Source organism: Xanthobacter tagetidis, from assembly GCF_003667445.1.
Taxonomy (GTDB): Bacteria; Pseudomonadota; Alphaproteobacteria; order Rhizobiales; family Xanthobacteraceae; genus Xanthobacter; species Xanthobacter tagetidis.
On the sequence record NZ_RCTF01000019.1, the window covers coordinates 56,979 to 76,334 of the forward strand.

At 70.1% G+C, this 19,356-nt stretch carries 11 protein-coding genes and 1 pseudogene; 7 read left to right on the forward strand and 5 right to left on the reverse strand.

Going from position 1 to position 19,356, the window contains the following annotated elements; translation table 11 throughout:
• Positions 1-69: 69 nt before the first annotated feature.
• The 5 genes and pseudogenes from D9R14_RS18820 to D9R14_RS18835 form a co-directional block, all read right to left on the reverse strand.
• Positions 70-2,619, reverse strand: coding sequence for an EAL domain-containing protein (locus D9R14_RS18820; RefSeq protein ID WP_121624889.1), 2,550 nt, complete (start codon positions 2,617-2,619; stop codon positions 70-72).
• Positions 2,620-3,056: 437 nt separating this feature from the next.
• Entirely contained in the window at positions 3,057-4,448 is a 1,392-nt protein-coding gene (locus tag D9R14_RS18825) for a glutamate--tRNA ligase (RefSeq protein ID WP_121624938.1), read from the reverse strand.
• 117 nt (positions 4,449-4,565) lie between these two features.
• Positions 4,566-5,066 (reverse strand): hypothetical protein, encoded by a 501-nt coding sequence (locus D9R14_RS23195; protein WP_170168678.1) that lies wholly within the window; start codon positions 5,064-5,066, stop codon positions 4,566-4,568.
• Positions 5,067-6,005: 939 nt separating this feature from the next.
• A pseudogene (locus D9R14_RS23600) lies at positions 6,006-6,239 on the reverse strand (SH3 domain-containing protein); the annotation flags it as partial.
• Between the two features lie 115 nt (positions 6,240-6,354).
• A complete protein-coding gene (locus tag D9R14_RS18835; RefSeq protein ID WP_121624891.1) occupies positions 6,355-7,776 on the reverse strand; it encodes a helix-turn-helix domain-containing protein in 1,422 nt (473 codons plus the stop codon).
• Positions 7,777-7,980: 204 nt separating this feature from the next.
• Here D9R14_RS18835 and D9R14_RS18840 point away from each other — a divergent pair, with 204 nt between their 5' ends.
• From D9R14_RS18840 to D9R14_RS18870, 7 genes are all read left to right on the forward strand, one after another.
• Positions 7,981-9,513, forward strand: a complete 1,533-nt coding sequence (locus D9R14_RS18840; protein WP_121624892.1) for an acyl-CoA carboxylase subunit beta — start codon at positions 7,981-7,983, stop codon at positions 9,511-9,513.
• Positions 9,514-9,672: 159 nt separating this feature from the next.
• Positions 9,673-11,703 carry an acetyl-CoA carboxylase biotin carboxylase subunit gene (locus tag D9R14_RS18845; RefSeq protein ID WP_121624893.1) on the forward strand — a complete coding sequence of 677 codons (2,031 nt, stop codon included), beginning with the start codon at positions 9,673-9,675 and terminating at the stop codon, positions 11,701-11,703.
• Positions 11,704-12,456: 753 nt separating this feature from the next.
• Entirely contained in the window at positions 12,457-13,683 is a 1,227-nt protein-coding gene (locus tag D9R14_RS18850; protein WP_121624894.1) for an SAM-dependent methyltransferase, read from the forward strand.
• 225 nt (positions 13,684-13,908) lie between these two features.
• Positions 13,909-15,738: a methylmalonyl-CoA mutase subunit beta gene (locus D9R14_RS18855; protein WP_121624895.1), complete on the forward strand. Its 1,830-nt coding sequence runs from the start codon at positions 13,909-13,911 to the stop codon at positions 15,736-15,738.
• 19 nt (positions 15,739-15,757) lie between these two features.
• Positions 15,758-16,150, forward strand: a complete 393-nt coding sequence (locus D9R14_RS18860; RefSeq protein WP_121624896.1) for a hypothetical protein — start codon at positions 15,758-15,760, stop codon at positions 16,148-16,150.
• A gap of 103 nt (positions 16,151-16,253) precedes the next feature.
• Positions 16,254-18,410 (forward strand): methylmalonyl-CoA mutase, encoded by a 2,157-nt coding sequence (gene scpA / locus D9R14_RS18865; protein ID WP_121624897.1) that lies wholly within the window; start codon positions 16,254-16,256, stop codon positions 18,408-18,410.
• Positions 18,407-19,300, forward strand: a complete 894-nt coding sequence (locus tag D9R14_RS18870) for an MBL fold metallo-hydrolase (protein ID WP_121624898.1) — start codon at positions 18,407-18,409, stop codon at positions 19,298-19,300. Before scpA ends, D9R14_RS18870 begins: the two co-directional genes overlap by 4 nt.
• The last annotated feature ends 56 nt before the right edge of the window (positions 19,301-19,356 follow it).

Sequence of the window (19,356 nt, forward strand, 5' to 3'; positions counted from 1 at the left end):
CCGCGGAAAATAGCGGCGGGGGGCGCGGGTGTAAACGCCGGACGGGGACGACACCGCAAGCTGCGCCCTTCAGTTCACCGCGGGGCGTCGGCGCAGCCAGTCCTCGAAGTCGGGCACCTCCAGCGGGCGCGCGAACAAAAAGCCCTGTGCGGCGTGGCAGTTCAGCTCCCCCAGAAGATCGAGCTGGGCCTTGGTCTCCACGCCCTCGGCCACCACCGTCATGCCGAGGCTGTGGCCGATGCGGATCACCGCGGTGGCGAGCGCCTGGGCGTTCGCGTCCTCCTCCAGCGCGAGCATGAAGGAGCGGTCGATCTTCAGCTCGGCGATCGGCAGTTGCGCGAGGGAGGACAGGCTCGAATAGCCGGTGCCGAAATCGTCCATGGCGAGCTTCACCCCCATGGCCTCGATGGCGCGGGCGGTGCTCAGCGAGTTCGGGTGCTGATCCATCATCACCCGCTCGGTGATCTCGACCCTCAGGTCCGCCGGCTGAAGCCCGTTCTCCTCCAGCGACTTGGTGATGACGTCCAGCACCGCGCTGGAGCGGAAGCTCACCGGCGAGACGTTCACCGACACGTGCGGCACGTCGAGCCCGAGCGCGCGCCATTTGGGGATCAGGCGGCAGGTCTCCTCGATGGCCCAGTGGTCGATGCTCTCGATCAGGCCATACTCTTCCGCCAGCGCGATGAAGCGCGGCGCCGGCACCTCGCCGTGCACCGGATCGCTCCAGCGCGTCAGCGCCTCGACGCCGTGGAGCGCGCCGCTCTTGATCGAAACCTGGGGCTGGAACACGAGGCGAAGCTGGCGGTGGATGATCGCCTCGCGCAGCGCCACGCCGAGCACCAGCCGGTTCTGGGCCTTGAGGTTGAGGTCCTCGGTGAAGAAGTGGAACTTGCCGCGCCCGTCGCGCTTGGCCTCGTAGAGCGCGGCATCCGCGTGCTTGAGCACGGTCTCGGCGTCTGCCGCGTGGAGCGGATAGATGGCGATGCCGATGCTGGCGCTCATGGTGAGGTGCAGGCCCTGCACCGCCACCGGGGCCGTGGAGAGCACCTCCAGCAGGCGCTCCGAGATGAGGGCCGCCTCCTCCGCCGCGCAGCCGCGCAGCAGCACCGCGAACTCGTCGCCGCCGATGCGCGCCACCATGTCCGCCCCGCGCAGCTGCACCGTGAGGCGGCGCGCGAACTCCAGCAGGATCTGGTCGCCGGTGGAATGGCCGAGCGTGTCGTTGACGTCCTTGAAGTGGTCCACGTCGAGGATCAGGCACACCACCGTCTCGCCAGTCTCGCTGACCTCGGCCATGGTGGAGGCGAGGGTCGCAAGCAGGCGGCTGCGGTTCGGCAGGCCGGTGAGCGCGTCGAGCGAGGACAGGCGGGCGATCTGGTCCTCGGCCTCGTTGCGCTCCAGCGCCAGCGCGCACAGCGGCACGCAGCGCTCCATGATGTGCTCGTGCCAGGGGCCGGGGGCGCGGCGCTCGCGGAAATAGAGCGCGAAGGTACCGGCCACCTGCCCGGTGCGGTTCTTCACCGGGATCGACCAGCAGGCCACGAGGTCCGCCGGCAGCGGCAGGTGGCGGTAGGGCTCCCAGAGTGGGCTGGTGGCGATGTCGGTGACGATCACGGGCTCGCCGCGGAATGCGGCGGTTCCGCACGAGCCCACGTCGGGGCCGATGGGCAGGCCCTCCAGGGCCGCCGCATACTCCTCCGGCAGGCTGGGCGCGGCGAGCGGATGCAGGCGGCCGTCCTTGCTCACCGACATGATCGAGCAGACGACGCCGGGCAGGATCGCCTCCACCTTGCGGCAGATCAGTTCGGCGACATGGGTCAGCGGCACGTCGGCGGTCGCCGCCGCCAGCACCTCGCGCTGGAGCGTATCGATTTGCTTGCTCTCGGTAATGTCCGTGAGCACGGCGACGATGTTCCTCAGTTCGTTGCGTTCACGATCGTAAACCGGGCTGATGGCGGCGGAAACCCACACTTGGCGATCCGTCTTGTGGCGGCAGAGCAGCTCCTCCGAGAACGGGACGCGCTCGCGCACCTTCTGCCGAAGCCGGTTCTCGATGACGGCATCGCCGAATTCGCCCACCAGGAACGACAGCGGGCTGTGGCCCGCGATTTCCTCGCGGCTATACCCGAAAACCTGGGTGAAGGCGCGGTTTACATAGATGATGCGCTGCTGGCCATCGGTGACGAGGACCACCCGGTCGGTCTCGTTGGCGACCAGGGAGAGGATGTAAAGTTCGGTCCGGCTTGCGACCTCCTCGGTCACATTGCGGATGAAGGCGGCGTAGTTCACTGCGTCTCCCACCTGCGCCCGGCTGAGCGAGAGCAGGCCCCATATGCGCTTCCCGTCCTTGCGCTGGATCGCCACCTCCCGGCTGAGGCCGACGAGGCCATCCGTGCCGGCCCGCCGGTTCGCATCGACGAGGCCGTCATGGCTGTCGCGCAGCTCCGGCGGCACCAGCACACGCACATTGTGCCCCAGGACCTCCCCGGGCGTATAGCCGAACATGCGTTCAGCGGCAGGATTGAAATAGGTGATGCAGTTGGATTGGTCGATGAAAACCACGGCGTCGATGGCCTGATTGAGCGCCGCCCAGGAGAGATCGCCGGTCTGCTCAACCATTCCTTTCCACTCCAATGTCCCTAGAACTCAAGGTGAACAAGAGCCCAGAGAACTGGAGCCCGGGGAAGCACGCAATCCTCCCGCGCACCAGCAATGGATATTACGGTTAATCCTTGCCCATTGGTGTACAAAGTCAAGGAATGGTTACGCTCACGCTTGGTTAACGTCAGGCGCCGCGGGTTTCGGTCCGGCCTTTTTCCGGCAAAATGCCGGCCGGCCCCGACAGGGGGCATGCTCCGCCGCTTGGCGCTCCAACGAGGACCGGCGCGAGCTCGCCACCCGAGATTGCAACGATTTGAATCGGACCACCGCTGGCAGCGCGACATCCTGGCGCGGTAGCCTGCTGAGGATAACGCCGCGACGCGCGATGTCCACCACGCCGCCATTGACGCGGGCGGCCGTCCGCACCCGCCGGCCGCCCCGGGGGATGGGCCGGCTCAGAGCGGTTTTTCACTACCGCGCAGACGCAGATCCACCCGCGCCCGGCCCATCAGCGGCAGCAGGCCGGCCAGTTCCGGCCCCTTGTCCGCGCCCGTCAGCGCGCGCCGCAGGGGCTGGAACAGCGCCTTGCCGCTGCGCCCGCTCGCCGCCTTGAGCGCGGCGATCCAGGCGCCATAGGTGGCTTCGCCCCACGGCTCCGGCGGCAGCAGCGCCGCGGCGTCCGCCAGAAAGGCCGCATCCTCGGGCGCGGCCGCGTTCGCGAGCGGCTGGCGGCACACGCGCCACCAGTGCGCGGCGTCCTCGAACCGCGCGAGATTGCCGCGAACCGCCAGCCAGAACGCCTCGCCCCCCTCGATGCCCTGCGCCAGAAGGCGCGCGCGGGCCGCCGCGAACGGCATCGCATGAAGGGTGCGGGCGGTGAGGCCGGCCAGTTCCTGCGGATCGAACCGCGCCGGGGCGCGGGAGATGGAAGCGAGGTCCACCACCGCCGCCAGCTCGTCGAGGCTCGCCACCGGCTGCACCGCGTGGGCGGTGCCCACGAGGACCGCGGCCGCCGCCAGCGCGAGCGGCTCGATGCCGTCGGCGCGCAGGGCCGACAGCGAGAGATGGCCGAGGCGCTTGGAGAGCCCCTCCCCGCTCGGCAACGTCAGAAGATTGTGGTGCGCGAACAGCGGCGGCGTTCCGCCCAGCGCCTCGATGATCTCGATCTGCACCGCGGTGTTGGTGACGTGGTCCTCGCCACGCACCACCTGCGTGACGCCCAGCGCGATGTCGTCCACCACCGAGGGCAGCGTGTAGAGGAAGGAGCCGTCGGCACGCACCAGCACCGGATCGGACAGGCTCGCCGTATCCACGCGCTGCGGCCCGCGCACGCCGTCATCCCAGGCGACGTCGCGATGGGCGAGCAGGAAGCGCCAGTGCGGCGCGCGGCCCTCGGCGGCGAAGCGGGAGCGCTCGGCCTCGGTGAGGCGCAGGGCGGCGCGATCGTAGACCGGCGGCAGGCCGCGGGCGCGCTGGAGCTTGCGCTTGAGGTCCAGCTCCTCCTCGCTCTCGTAGCAGGGATAGAGCCGGCCGGCCGCCTTCAGCCGCTCGGCCGCTTCCGCATAGAGCCCCAGGCGGTCGGACTGCCGCACGCGGATGTCGGGGGGGATGCCCAGCCAGTCGAGGTCGGCGGCGATGGCGTCGGCGAATTCGGCGCGCGAGCGCGCAGCATCGGTGTCGTCGAGGCGCAGGATGAAGGTGCCGCCCCGGCGCCGGGCGATCAGCGCGTTCAGGAGCGCGGTGCGGGCATTGCCCACATGCAGGAGGCCGGTGGGGGACGGCGCGAAGCGCAGGACCGGCGGCGATGCGACAGGCGGGGAAGCGTCAGGCGGGGAAACGTCAGGCATGGCGCCCGCCATAGCCCGGCGCGCGCCGTTCGTCGATGGCCGGCCGCGCGGCAGAAGCGTCCGGGGCCGGTCCGGCGGGCGGGAAGCTCCCGTCCGCCGGAGAGGATGGCGGCGGCCTCAGGGCCGCTGCGGCGGCGGGCAGTTCGGACCCTGGCAGGCCGGACGCTGCTGGCGCTGCTGGTTCTGCTGCTGCGGCTGCTGACGCTGCTGCTGTTGGCGCTGCTGCTGTTGGATCTGCTGCTGCTGGCGCTGTTGCATCTGCTGCTGCTGGATCTGACGCTGCTGCTGCTGCCTCTGCTGCTGTTGGATCTGCTGCTGCTGACGCTGCTGCATCTGCTGCTGCTGGATCTGACGCTGCTGCTGCTGCCTCTGCTGGATCTGCTGCTGCTGAAGCTGCTGCTGCTGGCGTTGCTGCTGCATCTGCTGCTGGCGTTGCTGGATCTGCTGCTGCTGGATCTGCTGCTGCTGACGCTGCTGGTTCTGCTGCAACTGCTTCTGCTGCTGCATCTGCTGCTGACGCTGCTGATACTGCTGCTGCTGCAGTTGCTGGCGCTGCTGGTGGTACTGCTGCTGCGGGGTGAGCCCGCCGCCCGGACCACCGGGAACCGCTCCAGGCATGCCAGGCCGGCCAGGGCCGCCAGGCGTGCCGGGACCACCCGGTCCGCCGGGGCCGCCAGGACCACCAGGCGTCACACCGGGCGCGCCGGGTCCACCGGGACGGCCAGGACCGCCAGGCGTGCCGGGACCACCCGGTCCGCCAGGGCCACCCGGACCACCAGGCGTCACGCCGGGACCGCCGGGGCCACCGGGGCCACCGGGACGGCCAGGACCGCCGGGCATGCCGGGACCACCCGGTCCGCCGGGACCGCCAGGACCACCAGGCGTCACGCCGGGACCGCCGGGGCCACCAGGTCCGCCGGGACGGCCAGGACCGCCGGGCATGCCGGGACCACCCGGTCCGCCAGGGCCACCCGGACCACCAGGCGTCACGCCGGGACCACCGGGGCCACCGGGTCCGCCGGGACGGCCGGGGCCGCCGGGCATGCCGGGACCGCCCGGTCCGCCCGGTCCGCCGGGACCACCAGGACCCCAACCGGGACCGCCAGGACCCCCGGGCCCACCGGGACGACCGGGACCGCCGGGATAACCGGGGCCACCCGGTCCGCCAGGACCGCCAGGACCACCCCAGCCGGGACCGCCAGGACCACCCGGTCCGCCGGGACGACCGGGACCGCCGGGATAGCCCCAGCCGGGGCCGGGGCGCCAGCCGGGAGGCGGCGGGGGACGCATGCCGGGCGGGGGCGCGTAGCCGGGGCGCCACCAGCCGGGCGGACGCACGCCGGGAGGCGGCACCGGCCAGCCGGGACGCGGCCGCCAGACGTAATTGTTCCAGCGATAGCGGTCGGCATACCAGGGCAGGCCGACATAATAGCGGTTCCAGTAGTCGTTCACCGCGAACGTCACCACCGGGATGCCCACCGCCGCGAGCGCCACGTCGGGCAGGAGGGAGGTCACCACCTCGCTCTGCTCCTGCTGCTGGAAGCCGAGATATTCCGCGAACACCCAGCCGCGATAGTCGCCCCAGAGCACGTCGCACCAGGACTGGTCGTCGAGGCAGCCCTCGATGTCCACCGGCGTTCCCTCGGGGATCACGCCGATGCTCTGGAACTCGGTGTCCGGCCCGGTGCGCATGTTGACGTTGGCCGTCGTGAACCCCGGCGCAGCCACAGCAATGCTGGAGGCTGCCGCCAAGAGGCCGGCTACGAGACCGACCGTGCTCCATATCCTCATGGATTGCTCCCTACGGCTCCAGTCCGAGCCGATAAAACGAAGTGTAGCAAGCACCTCGTGGCGTTTCCTATGCGCAAGCGCGACTTTTACCGAGCGGGACAATGACCTAATTGCGTCATGAGAACGTGAACGGAACGATGTCGCGCACGTTCTCGTCGATGCGGATGTCGCGGTCGAGCGGCGGGAAGGCGCGCAGATCGCAGTCGCGGCGCGGGCAGATGCGGCAGGAGACGCCGAGCTTCGCCACCGGCGCCGCCTTCAGATCGAGCCCGTCCGCATAGACGATGTCGTGGGCGAAGGAGGCTTCGCAGCCGAGGCCCAGCGCATAGGCGCGCGCCGGCTGGCCGTGGCGCGTTGCCGGAATCGACACCGAGCGGGCAAGGCAGATGTAGCGCACCCCGTCCGGCATCTCGCCCACCTGCACCAAAGTGCGGCCCGCCATCTCGAACGCCTCGTGCACGTTCCAGGCGGCGCAGGCGCCGCCGTGGCGCGCGAACTGGAAGCGCGTCGCCGAGTGGCGCTTGGTGATGTTGCCGGCGCGGTCCACCTTGGCGAAATAGAACGGCACGCCCTTCGCCCCCGGCCGCTGGAGCGTGGAGAGGCGATGGAACACCTGCTCCAGGCTGGCGCCGCTGTCGAGCACCAGCCGGTCGAGGTCGTGCCGGCGCGCGCGGGCAAGGTCCAGGAAGCGGCGGTAGGGCAGCATCAGGGCGCCGGCGAAATAATTGTAGAGCGCGAGCTTGCAGATCTCCGCCGCGGTCTGGCCGCGGAAGCGGGCCGAGGCGACGGTGGAGGCCACCAGCTCGGCATGCTCCAATTGGGCGATGGTGGCGGCGAGGCGGAAGGCGCGCGAAGCCGGCGCCAGCGTGCCCGAGAGCACCAGCCGGCGGGTCCTGGGGTCGAAGCTCGACAACGGCTCGGCGGGATCGGCGTGGCCGGTCTCCACGCTCACCTGGTGGCGGGCGGCGAGATGGGCGGTGAAGGCTTGCTCGGGCGGCACCCCCTCCAGGATGCCGAGGGTGAGCGCCACCGCCTCCGCGGCGCGGTCGAGGCTGTCCACGTAATTGTCGACGTAGTGGAAATAGTCGCGCACCTCCTCGTAGGGCACGAGCTTGGCCTCGTCGCCGGGGGCGATGCCGGCGGTCAGCATGTCGTCGAGCGAGGCGCGCCATTCCGCCGTGCGCCGCAGCGCCACGTGCATGCGCAGGAAGGCGTGGGCAAAGGCGGGCGAAAGGTTCGCCACCGCCTTCACGTCCTGCAGGCCGAGGTCGAGGTCGCGGAACAGGGGGTCGGCGGCGGCCTCGCGCAGGTCGGCGACCAGCCGGTCGAGGTCCTCGGCTCCGAACGAGGTGATGTCGACGTCGAAGGTGCGCGAGATGGCGATCAGCACCGAGGCGGTGAGCGGGCGCTGGTTGCTCTCGATCTGGTTGATGTAGGAGGGCGAGACGGCGAGGCGTTGCGCCAGCTCGCTCTGCTTGAGCCCGAGCTTTTCGCGCAGCCGCCGCACCGCGTGACCCGCATAGACCTTCTGGCGCATGGCTGAGGCCGTATCCCGCTACTATAGGTAATAAAACACCGCTTCACTTGCCGCAAGGCGATGCGTTTGTGATAATTTCACAATTCACAACACAAAACTTTTACATATTCAAGCCGGCCCCGCTTCTTGTTAGCCAAGGAAGGCCCGTCGCGCATGCCAGGCGCGCACGGCGCATCCGCGGTCGCGTGCAAGGGAGTGGGCGTCATGAAAGAAGTGCTCGAAGAGCTTGAGAGCCGGCGTGGCGTCGCCCATCTCGGCGGTGGCCAGAAGCGCATCGAGGCGCAGCACCAGCGCGGCAAGCTCACCGCCCGCGAACGCATCGACCTGCTGCTCGACCGCGGCACGTTCGAGGAATACGACACCTTCGTGCAGCACCGCAGCACCGATTTCGGCATGGCCGAGCAGCGCATCCCTGGCGACGGCGTGGTGACCGGCTGGGGCACGGTGAACGGGCGCAAGGTGTTCGTGTTCGCCAAGGACTTCACGGTGTTCGGCGGCTCGCTCTCCGAGGAGCATGCGCGCAAGATCACCAAGATCCAGGACATGGCGCTGAAGACCCGCGCGCCCATCATCGGCCTGTTCGATGCCGGCGGCGCCCGCATCCAGGAGGGCGTGGCGGCGCTCGGCGGCTATGGCGACGTGTTCAAGCGCAACGTCGCCTCCTCGGGCGTGATCCCGCAGATCTCGCTCATCATGGGCCCGTGCGCCGGCGGCGACGTCTATTCGCCGGCCATGACCGACTTCGTCTTCATGGTGCGCGACACCTCCTACATGTTCGTCACCGGCCCCGAGGTGGTGAAGACGGTGACCAACGAGACCGTCACCTCGGAGGAGCTGGGCGGCGCCAAGGTCCACACCACGAAGTCGGCGGTGGCGGACGGCGCCTATGACAACGACGTGGAGATGCTGCTGGAGACGCGCCGGCTCATCGACTTCCTGCCCTCCAACAATTTCGAGGGCGTGCCGGAATGGCCATCGTTCGACGATCCGGGCCGGATCGACGAGAGCCTCGACACGCTCATTCCGGACAATCCGAACAAGCCCTACGACATCAAGGAGCTGATCCTGAAGGTCGTGGACGAGGGCGACTTCTTCGAGATCCAGGCCGCCTACGCCAAGAACATCGTCACCGGCTTCGCCCGCGTCGAAGGCCGCACGGTGGGCTTCGTCGCCAACCAGCCCATGGTGATGGCGGGCGTGCTGGACAGCGACGCCTCCCGCAAGGCGGCGCGCTTCGTGCGCTTCTGCGACGCGTTCGAGATCCCGATCGTCACCTTCGTGGACGTGCCCGGCTTCCTGCCCGGCTTGGCGCAGGAATATGGCGGCCTCATCAAGCACGGCGCCAAGCTGCTGTTCGCCTATTCGCAGGCCACCGTGCCGCTGGTCACCGTCATCACCCGCAAGGCGTTCGGCGGCGCCTATGACGTGATGGCCTCCAAGCATGTGGGCGCGGACGTGAATTATGCCTGGCCCACCGCCCAGATCGCGGTGATGGGCGCCAAGGGCGCGGTGGAGATCATCTTCCGCCAGGACATGAACGACCCCGCCAAGATCGCCGCGCACACGAAGAACTACGAGGAGCGCTTCCTCTCGCCCTTCGTCGCGGCCGAGCGCGGATTCGTGGACGAGGTGATCATGCCCCACTCCACCCGCCGCCGCCTCGCCCGCGCCCTCGCCATGCTCCGCACCAAGAAGCTGGAGCAGCCGCACAGGAAGCACGACAACATGCCGGTGTGAGGGGCTGGGGCCGAAGCTCGCTGCCAGAAACCGCCGCGCCGTTGTGAGCCTCCGTCATCCCCCGGCTTGTCCGGGGGATGACGGCGCAGGAACGAAAGCGCCGCGCCGAAGAACCCGATCCAAGATTACGCGCGCCACTGGCGCAAAGGAACGAACGCCATGTTCACCAAGATCCTGATCGCGAACCGGGGCGAGATCGCCTGCCGCGTCATCAAGACGGCGCGCAAGATGGGCATCAAGACGGTGGCCGTCTATTCCGAGGCCGACAAGGACGCGCTCCATGTGGAGATGGCGGACGAGGCGGTCTATATCGGCCCGCCCCAGGCCGCGCAGTCCTACCTGATCGCCGAGAAGATCGTCGAAGCCTGCCTGAAGACCGGCGCCGAGGCGGTGCACCCGGGCTACGGCTTCCTCTCCGAGCGCGCCTCGTTCCCGAAGCTCTTGGCCGAGCACGGCATCGTCTTCATCGGCCCGAACCCCCACGCCATCGAGGCCATGGGCGACAAGATCGAGTCCAAGAAGGCGGCGGCGGCGGCGAACGTGTCCACCGTGCCGGGCTATCTCGGCGAGATCGCGAGCGGGGAAGAGGCGGCCAAGATCGCCGACGAGATCGGCTATCCGGTAATGATCAAGGCCTCCGCCGGCGGCGGCGGCAAGGGCATGCGCATCGCCCATTCCCGCGACGAGGTGCAGGACGGCTTCGACCGCGCCCGCTCGGAGGCGAAGTCCTCGTTCGGCGACGACCGCGTGTTCGTGGAGAAGTTCATCGTCGACCCGCGCCACATCGAGATTCAGGTGCTGGGCGACAAGCACGGCAACGTCATCTATCTGGGCGAGCGCGAATGCTCGATCCAGCGCCGCAACCAGAAGGTGGTCGAGGAGGCGCCCTCCCCGCTGCTCGACGAGGCCACCCGCAGGAAGATGGGCGAGCAGGCGGTCGCGCTCGCCAAGGCGGTCGGCTACGACAGCGCGGGCACGGTGGAGTTCGTCGCCGGCCAGGACAAGAGCTTCTACTTCCTGGAGATGAACACCCGCCTCCAGGTGGAGCATCCGGTCACCGAGCTCATCACCGGCATCGACCTCGTGGAGCAGATGATCCGCGTCGCCGCCGGCGAGAAGCTCAAGATCACCCAGGACGACGTGAAGCTTTCCGGCTGGGCGGTGGAGAGCCGCATCTATGCGGAGGACCCGTTCCGCAACTTCCTGCCCTCCACCGGGCGCCTGGTGCGCTACCGCCCGCCCAAGGAGGGCCGGATCGGCCCCATCACCGTGCGCAACGACACCGGCGTCTATGAGGGCGGGGAGATCTCCATCTTCTACGATCCCATGATCGCCAAGCTCGTGACCCACGCCCCCACCCGCGCCATGGCCATCGAGGCGCAGGCGGACGCGCTCGACGCCTTCGGCATCGACGGCATCGGCCACAACATTCCCTTCCTCTCGGCGCTGATGGCGCATCCGCGCTGGCAGGAGGGCCGCCTCTCCACTGGCTTCATCGCCGAGGAATATCCGGAAGGGTTCCAGGCGCGCGCGCCGGAGGGCGAATTGGTGCACGCCCTTTCGGCCGTGGCGGCGGTGATCGACCACATCCAGAACATCCGCAAGCGCAAGATCACCGGCCAGACCTCCGGCATCACCTGGAACATCGCCAGGCGCCGCATCGTCAACCTCACGGCGGGAGAGCACGACATCATCTCCACCCCGTGCGAGGTGGAGCCGGTGGACGGCGGCTTCCGGGTGCAGATGTTCGAAAAGGACGGCACGCTCGGCCACGCCCACCTCGTGCGCTCCACCTGGAAGCCGGGCGAGCCGGTGTGGACCGGCACCATCGATGCCGACCAGGTGGCCATGCAGGTGCGCCCGATCTCCAACGGCGTCGCCCTCGCCCACCGCGGCGTCGCGACGCTCGCGCGCACCTACACCGAGCGCTCGGCGGCGCTCGCCGCCCTCATGCCCAAGAAGGAGAATGCGGGCGGCGGCAAGGAGCTGCTCTGCCCCATGCCCGGGCTCGTGGTCTCCATCGCGGTCACGGCCGGCCAGGCGGTGAAGAGCGGCGACGTGCTCGCCATCGTCGAGGCGATGAAGATGGAGAACGTGCTGCGCGCCGAGCGCGACGGCGTGGTGAAGACGCTCCACGCCAAGCCCGGCGACAGCCTCGCGGTGGACGCGGTCATCATGGAATTCGCGTAAGGCCTTAGCGATGCGCCCCGTCCTTCCCACCCCGCGCGCCGTCATGCTCCGGCTTGACCGGAGCATCCATGGCGTAGCGCGGGGCGATGGGCGCCGCATGGGCCCTCCGGTCAAGCCGGAGGGCGACGGCGGTTGGGGGGGCGACGGCCGTTGGGCGGAGGGCGGCGGCGGTTGGACGGCACCGTTCCCCGGCCCAGCGACGGCGCAGCCGGAGCGCCGAGCCGGGGTCCAGGGGAAGCGTCTGCGCAGCAGGCAAAACCCTGCGCCATCTCCAATGACCCGCTCCGCCTTTCCCGCCGTCACGCTCCGGCCTCGCCGGAGCATCCATGGCGCGGCGCGGGGCGACCGAGGCCGCATGGGCCCTCCGGTCAAGCCGGAGGGCGACGGCGGTTGGGGGGGCGACGGCCGTTGGGCGGAGGCCGACGGCAGTTGGGGGGCACCGTTCCCCGGCCCAGCGACGGCGCAGCCGGAGCGCCGAGCCGGGGTCCAGGGGAAGCGTCTGCGCAGCAGGCAAAACCCTGCCCCGCCGAGACTGCCGCACCGCCGGACGCCATCGTGCCGCCTGCGGCGGGCTCTTGCGCTGGGTCCCGGCTCGCATTCCGCTGCCGCTCGATGCGTCCGGGACACGGTGCTACCGCCGATGCCCCTCCCCGCCCCTTCCCTCCTCCCCGGGGTGAGACGCGGCGGCATTTCGGCTAAGAGGAAGGCTCCCCATCGTGCCGCCCCCGTGGCGGCGACCATCGGAGCCTGTTGATGCGTCTTCTCTCCAACCTCCTGAAGCGCTTCGTGGAGAAGGGCCAGCTCACCGTCGTCGACGCGGGAGGCCAGCGCCACGTGTTCGGCTCGGGGGTGGACGGGCCGTCCGTCACCGTGCGCATGCACGACAAGAAGCTGGAGAAGGAGCTGTTCTTCAATCCGGAGCTGGTCGCGGCTGAAGCCTATATGGACGGGCGCCTCACCTTCGAGGACGGCGCCGGCGCGTTCGAGCTGCTCCATCTGTTCTCGGTGAACCGCAAGGGCCTCGCCGCCCATCCGGTGCAGCAGGCGCTGCGCCGGGCGTGGCGCTCGGTGCGCCGGTTCCAGCAGGCGAACCCGGTGGGCAAGGCGAAGGAGAACGTCTCCTCCCACTATGACCACCCGGCCGCCTTCTACCGGCTGTGGCTGGACGAGACCATGGCCTATTCCTGCGCCTATTTCCGCGAGCCGGACGAGCCGCTGGCGGACGCGCAGCGCAACAAGTTCCGCCACATCGCCGCCAAGCTGAAGATCACGCCCGGCATGACGGTGGCGGAGATCGGCTCCGGCTGGGGCGGGCTCGCCATCTATCTCGCGAAGTGCGGCGCCCATGTCACCGCCATCAACGTCTCGCCCGAGCAGCTCGCCGAGAGCCGGCGCATCGCGCAGGCGGCGGGGGTCGCGGACCGGATCGACTTCAAGGAGATCGACTACCGCCACCTTCAGGGCAAGTTCGACCGGGTGGTCTCCATCGGCATGATGGAGCATGTGGGCGTCTCCCACTTCGACGACTATTTCACCACCGTGCGCAACCTGCTGGCGCCGGGCGGCTATGCCATGATCCACGCCATCGGCCGCATGTCGCCGCCCGGCACCACCGGACCGTTCATCCGCAAGTACATCTTCCCCGGCGGCTATGTGCCGGCGATGTCCGAGGTGTTCGCCTCCACCGAGCGCGTCGGCCTGTGGGTGGACGACTGCGAGATCCTGCGCCTGCACTATTACTGGACCATCCGCGCCTGGCGGCGGAACTTCATGGCCAAGCGCGCCGAGGTGGACGCCATGATGGGCGAGCGCTTCGGCCGCATGTGGGAATTCTACCTCGCGGCGGTGGAGCTGGGCTTCCTGCACGGCTCCAACATGGTGTTCCAGCTCCTGCTCTCGCAGCAGCGCGACGACGTGCCGGTGATCCGCGACTTCATCGTCGACGAGGAGCGCGCGCTGCTGGCGCGCGAGCACCTGTGACGGCGCCGGGGGCCGCCGTGCCCCGGACCAGCGACGGCGCAGCCGGAGCGCAGAGCCGGGGTCCAGCGCACGACTCCCGCGCAGCGGGCACTATCGGCCGGCGTCACGGTTATCGTCGCCTTCGGCGCAGTCTTGCGCTGGGCCCCGGCTCTCCTTCCACTGCGCTGCGCTGCGTTGCAGTCGGCCGGGGCGCGCGCGCCCTCCTTTTCGTTCGGGGACACTGACATGACCGCCCTGCCCTTCGCCACAGACCTGCCCGCCGCCAGCCGCGAGGACTGGCTGAAGCTGGTGGAAGGCGTGCTGAAGGGCGCGCCCTATGACCGGCGCCTCGTCACGCGCAGCTATGAGGGTCTCGCCCTCGACGCGCTGCCCGCCCGCAAGCCCAACGCACCCGTGGTGGCCGGCCGCCCGGCGGGGGCGCCGTGGATCGTCTCCATGCGCGTCGACCAGGGCGACCTTGCCGACGCCAATGCCCAGGCGCTGGAGGATCTCGACGGCGGCGCCTCGGGCCTGACGCTGGTCTACCAGTCCTCGCCCCATGCCCACGGCTTCGGCCTGCCGGACGGCGCCGACCTCGCCGTGGTGCTGAAGGACGTGCTGGCCGACCTGATCGAGACCCGCATCGAAAGCGGCGCCTTCACCGGGCGCGAGGATGCCCTCGCCTTCGCCGACTTCGCCGAGGCGCGCGGCTTCGACCCGCAGGGCCTCGCCGTGTCGTTCGGCCTCGATCCGCTGGGCGACTTCGCCGCCCGGGGCACCCTGCCCATGGCCTGGCCGCTGCTCGCCAAGCGCTTCGCCGAGACCGCCGCGATCCTCAAGGCGCGCGGCTTCACCGGCCCGTTCGCGCGGGCGGACGGGGCGGTCTATCACGCCGCCGGCGCCTCGGACGCGCAGGAGCTGGCCGCCGTGCTCGCCACCATGGTGGCGTATCTCAAGGCCTTCGCCGAGGCGGACGTGCCGCTCGGCGAGGCGGCCGCCCGCATCGAGGCGGCGCTGGTGGCGGACGTGAACCAGACCGCCACCATCGCCAAATTCCGCGCCATCCGCCTGCTGTGGGGCGCCGCCGTGCGCGAATGCGGGCTCGCGGCGATCCCGCTCAAGCTGCACGCCACCACCTCCTGGCGCTCCATGTCCCGGCGCGACCCTTACGTGAACCTGCTGCGCAGCACGGTCGCCGCGTTCGCGGCCGGCGTCGGCGGGGCGGACAGCGTCACCGTGCTGCCCTTCACCCAGGCGCTGGGCCTGCCGGATGCCTTCGCCCGCCGCCTCGCCCGCAACACCCAGGTGATGCTGCTGGAGGAGAGCAACGTGCACCGCGTGGCCGATCCCGGCGCCGGCGCCGGGGCGGTGGAGGCGCACACGGACGGCCTCGCCGCCGCCGCATGGGACCTGTTCCGCACCATCGAACAGCGCGGCGGCATGGGCGACGTGCTGGAGGACCGCTGGCTCAAGGCCGAGATCGCCGAGGTGAAGGCGCGCCGCGACGCGGACGTGGCGACCCGCAAGGCGCCCATCACCGGCACCTCGGAATTTCCCATCCTCGCGCAGGAGATGCCCGAGGTGCTGGCGCCGCTCGCGGCTGAGCCCGCCCCGGTGGCGGATGGCGCGCTCGCGCCGTCGCGCGTTTCCGAAGCCTTCGAGGCGCTGCGCGACAAGGCCGAGGCCGCGCCGACGCCGCCGGCGGTGTTCCTCGCCACGCTCGGCCCGGTCTCCGCCTTCACGGCGCGGGCGACCTTCGCCAAGAACTTCTTCGAGGCGGGCGGGCTGAAGGCGGCGGTGCCGGACGGCTTCGCGGACCTCGACGCGCTCATCGCCGGCTTCAAGGCCTCCGGCACGCCCTTTGCCTGTCTCGCCTCGTCCGACGAGGTCTACGGCACGGATGCGGCCGTGGCCGCGCAGGCTCTGAAGGCGGCGGGCGCGTCCGCGGTGTGGCTCGCCGGCAGGCCGGCCGACCTCGTCAAGGAACTGGAGGCGGCGGGCGTCGGCGGCTTCATCTTCGCCGGCTGCGACGCGCTGGAGACGCTGAAGCGGGCGCAGGCGGCGGCGGGGGTGTGAGATGACGGGGAAACGGGCGATGCACGACACGACGCGGCGCCTGCGCAGGCTCGGGCTTTCGGCCGCCAGCCTCGCGCTGGCGGCGCTTCTGGCAGCCCCGGCGACGGCGCTCGCCGACAACGCCATGCGCTTCGACGGCACCTGGAGCGTGCGCACCTCCGCCGAGACGGGAAGCTGCGGCAAGAATTACGACTTCAAGCTGAACGTGAAGGGTGGCAAAGTCACCTATGCGGGATACTGGCCGGTGAATGCCGCAGGCGGCATCAGCAAGGTCGGCATCGTCAAGATGACGCTCTCGCACAATGGCGGGAAGGTGGTGGCCACCGGCCTCGCCGAAGGCGACCAGGCTTCGGGCGACTGGTCCTCGCCCGAACCGAACTGCTCGGGGTCCTGGTTCGCCAAAAGGGCGTGAGGCGGACGGGCGTGAGCCGGACCGGCGCGCGCCCGATCCGCAAGGTTGAGGCGCCTCACGGCGCCATCTGCGCGCAGGCGCTGCCGATGTCGAGGAACAGAAGATGAGCCGGATCCCCAACTTCGCCGAGATCGACTGGCGCGCGCCGGAGACCGCCGCGCCGTCCGCGGCCGCGCCCGCCTGGATGACGCCCGAGGGCATTCCGGTGAAGCCGCTCTACGGCCCGGCGGACATCGAGGGCCTCTCCTTCATCGACACCTGGCCCGGCCTCGCGCCGTTCCTGCGCGGGCCCTATGCGGCCATGTACGCCACCCAGCCCTGGACCATCCGGCAATATGCCGGCTTCTCCACGGCGGAGGACTCCAACGCCTTCTACCGCCGCAACCTCGCCGCCGGGCAGAAGGGCCTCTCGGTCGCCTTCGACCTCGCCACCCACCGCGGCTATGACAGTGACCACCCGCGCGTCGCCGGCGACGTGGGCATGGCAGGCGTCGCCATCGACAGCATCTACGACATGCGCACGCTGTTTTCCGGCATCCCGCTGGACCAGATGAGCGTGTCCATGACCATGAACGGCGCGGTGCTGCCGATCCTGGCGCTGTTCGTGGTGGCGGCGGAGGAGCAGGGCGTGCCCGCCTCCAAGCTTTCGGGCACCATCCAGAACGACATCCTCAAAGAATTCATGGTGCGGAACACCTACATCTATCCGCCCGCCCCCTCCATGCGCATCATCTCCGACATCTTCGCCTTCACCTCGAAGGAGATGCCGCGCTTCAACTCGATCTCCATCTCCGGCTACCACATGCAGGAGGCGGGGGCGACGCAGGATCTGGAGCTGGCCTATACGCTGGCGGACGGCGTCGAATACGGACGCGCCGGCGCGGCGGCTGGCCTGCCGATCGACGTGTTCGCGCCGCGTTTGTCCTTCTTCTGGGCCATCGGCATGAACTTCTTCATGGAGGTGGCGAAGCTCAGAGCCGCCCGCCTGCTGTGGACGCGCCTGATGACCGACCTCGGGGCGAAGAACCCGAAGTCCCTTCCCTTGCGCACCCACTGCCAGACCTCCGGCTGGTCGCTCACCGCGCAGGACGTGTTCAACAACGTGATGCGCACGGCCATCGAGGCGATGGCGGCGACCCAGGGCCAGACCCAGTCGCTGCACACCAACGCGCTCGACGAGGCGCTGGCGCTGCCGACCGACTTCTCGGCCCGCATCGCCCGCAACACCCAGATCCTGCTGCAGCAGGAGAGCGGCACCACCCGGCAGATCGATCTGTGGGGCGGCTCCCATTTCGTGGAGAAGCTCACCGCCGACCTCGCCGCCAAGGCGTGGGCGCACATCCAGGAGGTGGAAGCGTTGGGCGGCATGGCGAAGGCCATCGAGGCCGGCATCCCCAAGCTGCGCATCGAGGAGGCCGCCGCCACCACCCAGGCCCGCATCGACGGCGGGGCGCAGACCGTGGTGGGCGTGAACAAGTTCAAGCCGGTGAAGGACAGGCTGATCGACGTGCTCCGGGTGGACAATTCCGCCGTGCGCGCCGCGCAGATCGACAAGCTGAACCGCCTCAAGGCCGAGCGCAGCCCCGCCGAGGTGGCGGCGAAGCTGGAGGCGCTCACCAACGGCGCCGCCGGCAACGGCAACCTGCTGGCGCTCGCCATCGACGCCGCACGCGCCAAGGCCACCGTGGGCGAGATCTCCGACGCGCTGGAGAAGGTGTTCGGCCGCCACCGCGCCGAGATCCGCGCCATCTCCGGCGTCTACAAGCGGGAGGCTTCCGCCATGACCGACAAGGTGGGCAAGGTGCAGCGGCTGGTGGAGGCGTTCGAGCACGCCGAGGGCCGGCGCCCGCGCATCCTGGTCGCCAAGGTGGGCCAGGACGGCCACGACCGCGGCCAGAAGGTGATCGCCTCCGCCTTCGCCGACCTCGGCTTCGACGTGGACATCGGCCCGCTCTTCGCCACCCCCGAGGAAGCCGCCCGGCAGGCGGTGGAGAACGACGTCCACGTGGTCGGCATCTCGTCGCTGGCCGCCGGCCACCTCACCCTGGTTCCGGCGCTGAAGGCCGCGCTGGAAGCCGAGGGCCGGGGCGACATCATGGTGGTGGTGGGCGGCGTGGTGCCGCCGCAGGACTATGACGCGCTGAAGGCCTTCGGCGCCGAAGCCATCTTCCCGCCCGGCACGGTGATCGCCGACGCGGCGAAGGAGCTGCTGCACACGCTGTCCCACCGGCTGGGGCACACGCTCGAAGCGGCGGAGTGAACGGGGCGCCGCCCATCGTGCCCGGCTCCACCCTTCGCGTGCTGGAGCCGGCGCCCGGCGTGCTCGCCTTCTATGACGGGCGCATCCCCGGCGTGCGCCTGCACGGGTCGCAGGAGAACTGGCTGGACGATGGCGCCTTCGCCCTCGGCATCGCCTCCTATGCGGTGATCCATGGGGACGACGCCCTGGTCTACGACACCCACATCACCCTCGCCCACGCCCGCATCGTGCGCCGCACGCTGGAGGAGAAGGGCGCGCGGCGCATCCGCGTGGTGCTGAGCCACTGGCACGACGACCATGTGGCGGGCAACGAAGCGTTCGCCGATTGCGAGATCATCGCCAACCGCGCGACCGACGCGCTGCTGCGCGCCAACCGCGCGCGGCTCGAAGGCGGCGACCCGCCGATCAAGCCTTTGGTGCTGCCGAACCGGCTGTTCGAGGACCGCCTGTCGCTGACGGTCGGCACCCTGCCGGTGGAGCTGATCCAGATGGACATCCACAGCCGCGACGGCACGGTGGCGCTGCTGCCGGACGGGTTGCTGCTGGCGGGCGACACGCTGGAGGACCCCGTTACATATGTCGACGAGCCGGAGCGGCTCGACGCCCACCTCGCGGGCCTGAAGCGCCTCGCGGCGCTGGGTGCCGGGCGCATCCTGCCGAACCACGGCGCGCCGGACGTGATCGCTTCGGGCGGCTACCCGCCGGCCTTGATCGACGCCACCGTGCTCTATGTGGAGCGCCTGCTGCGCCTGCGGCGCGCGCCGGAACTGGCGGCGCTGGACCTTCGCGCCTTCGCCGCGGCGGCATTCGCCACCGGCGCCATCCGCCATTTCCCGCCTTACGAGGCAGTGCACCAGCGGAACGTCGCGGCAGTGCTGGCGGCCGGCTGATCGACCGCCCGCACTGAGGGGCGGGAGCAATTCCACCGGGGACATGTCCCGCCGGG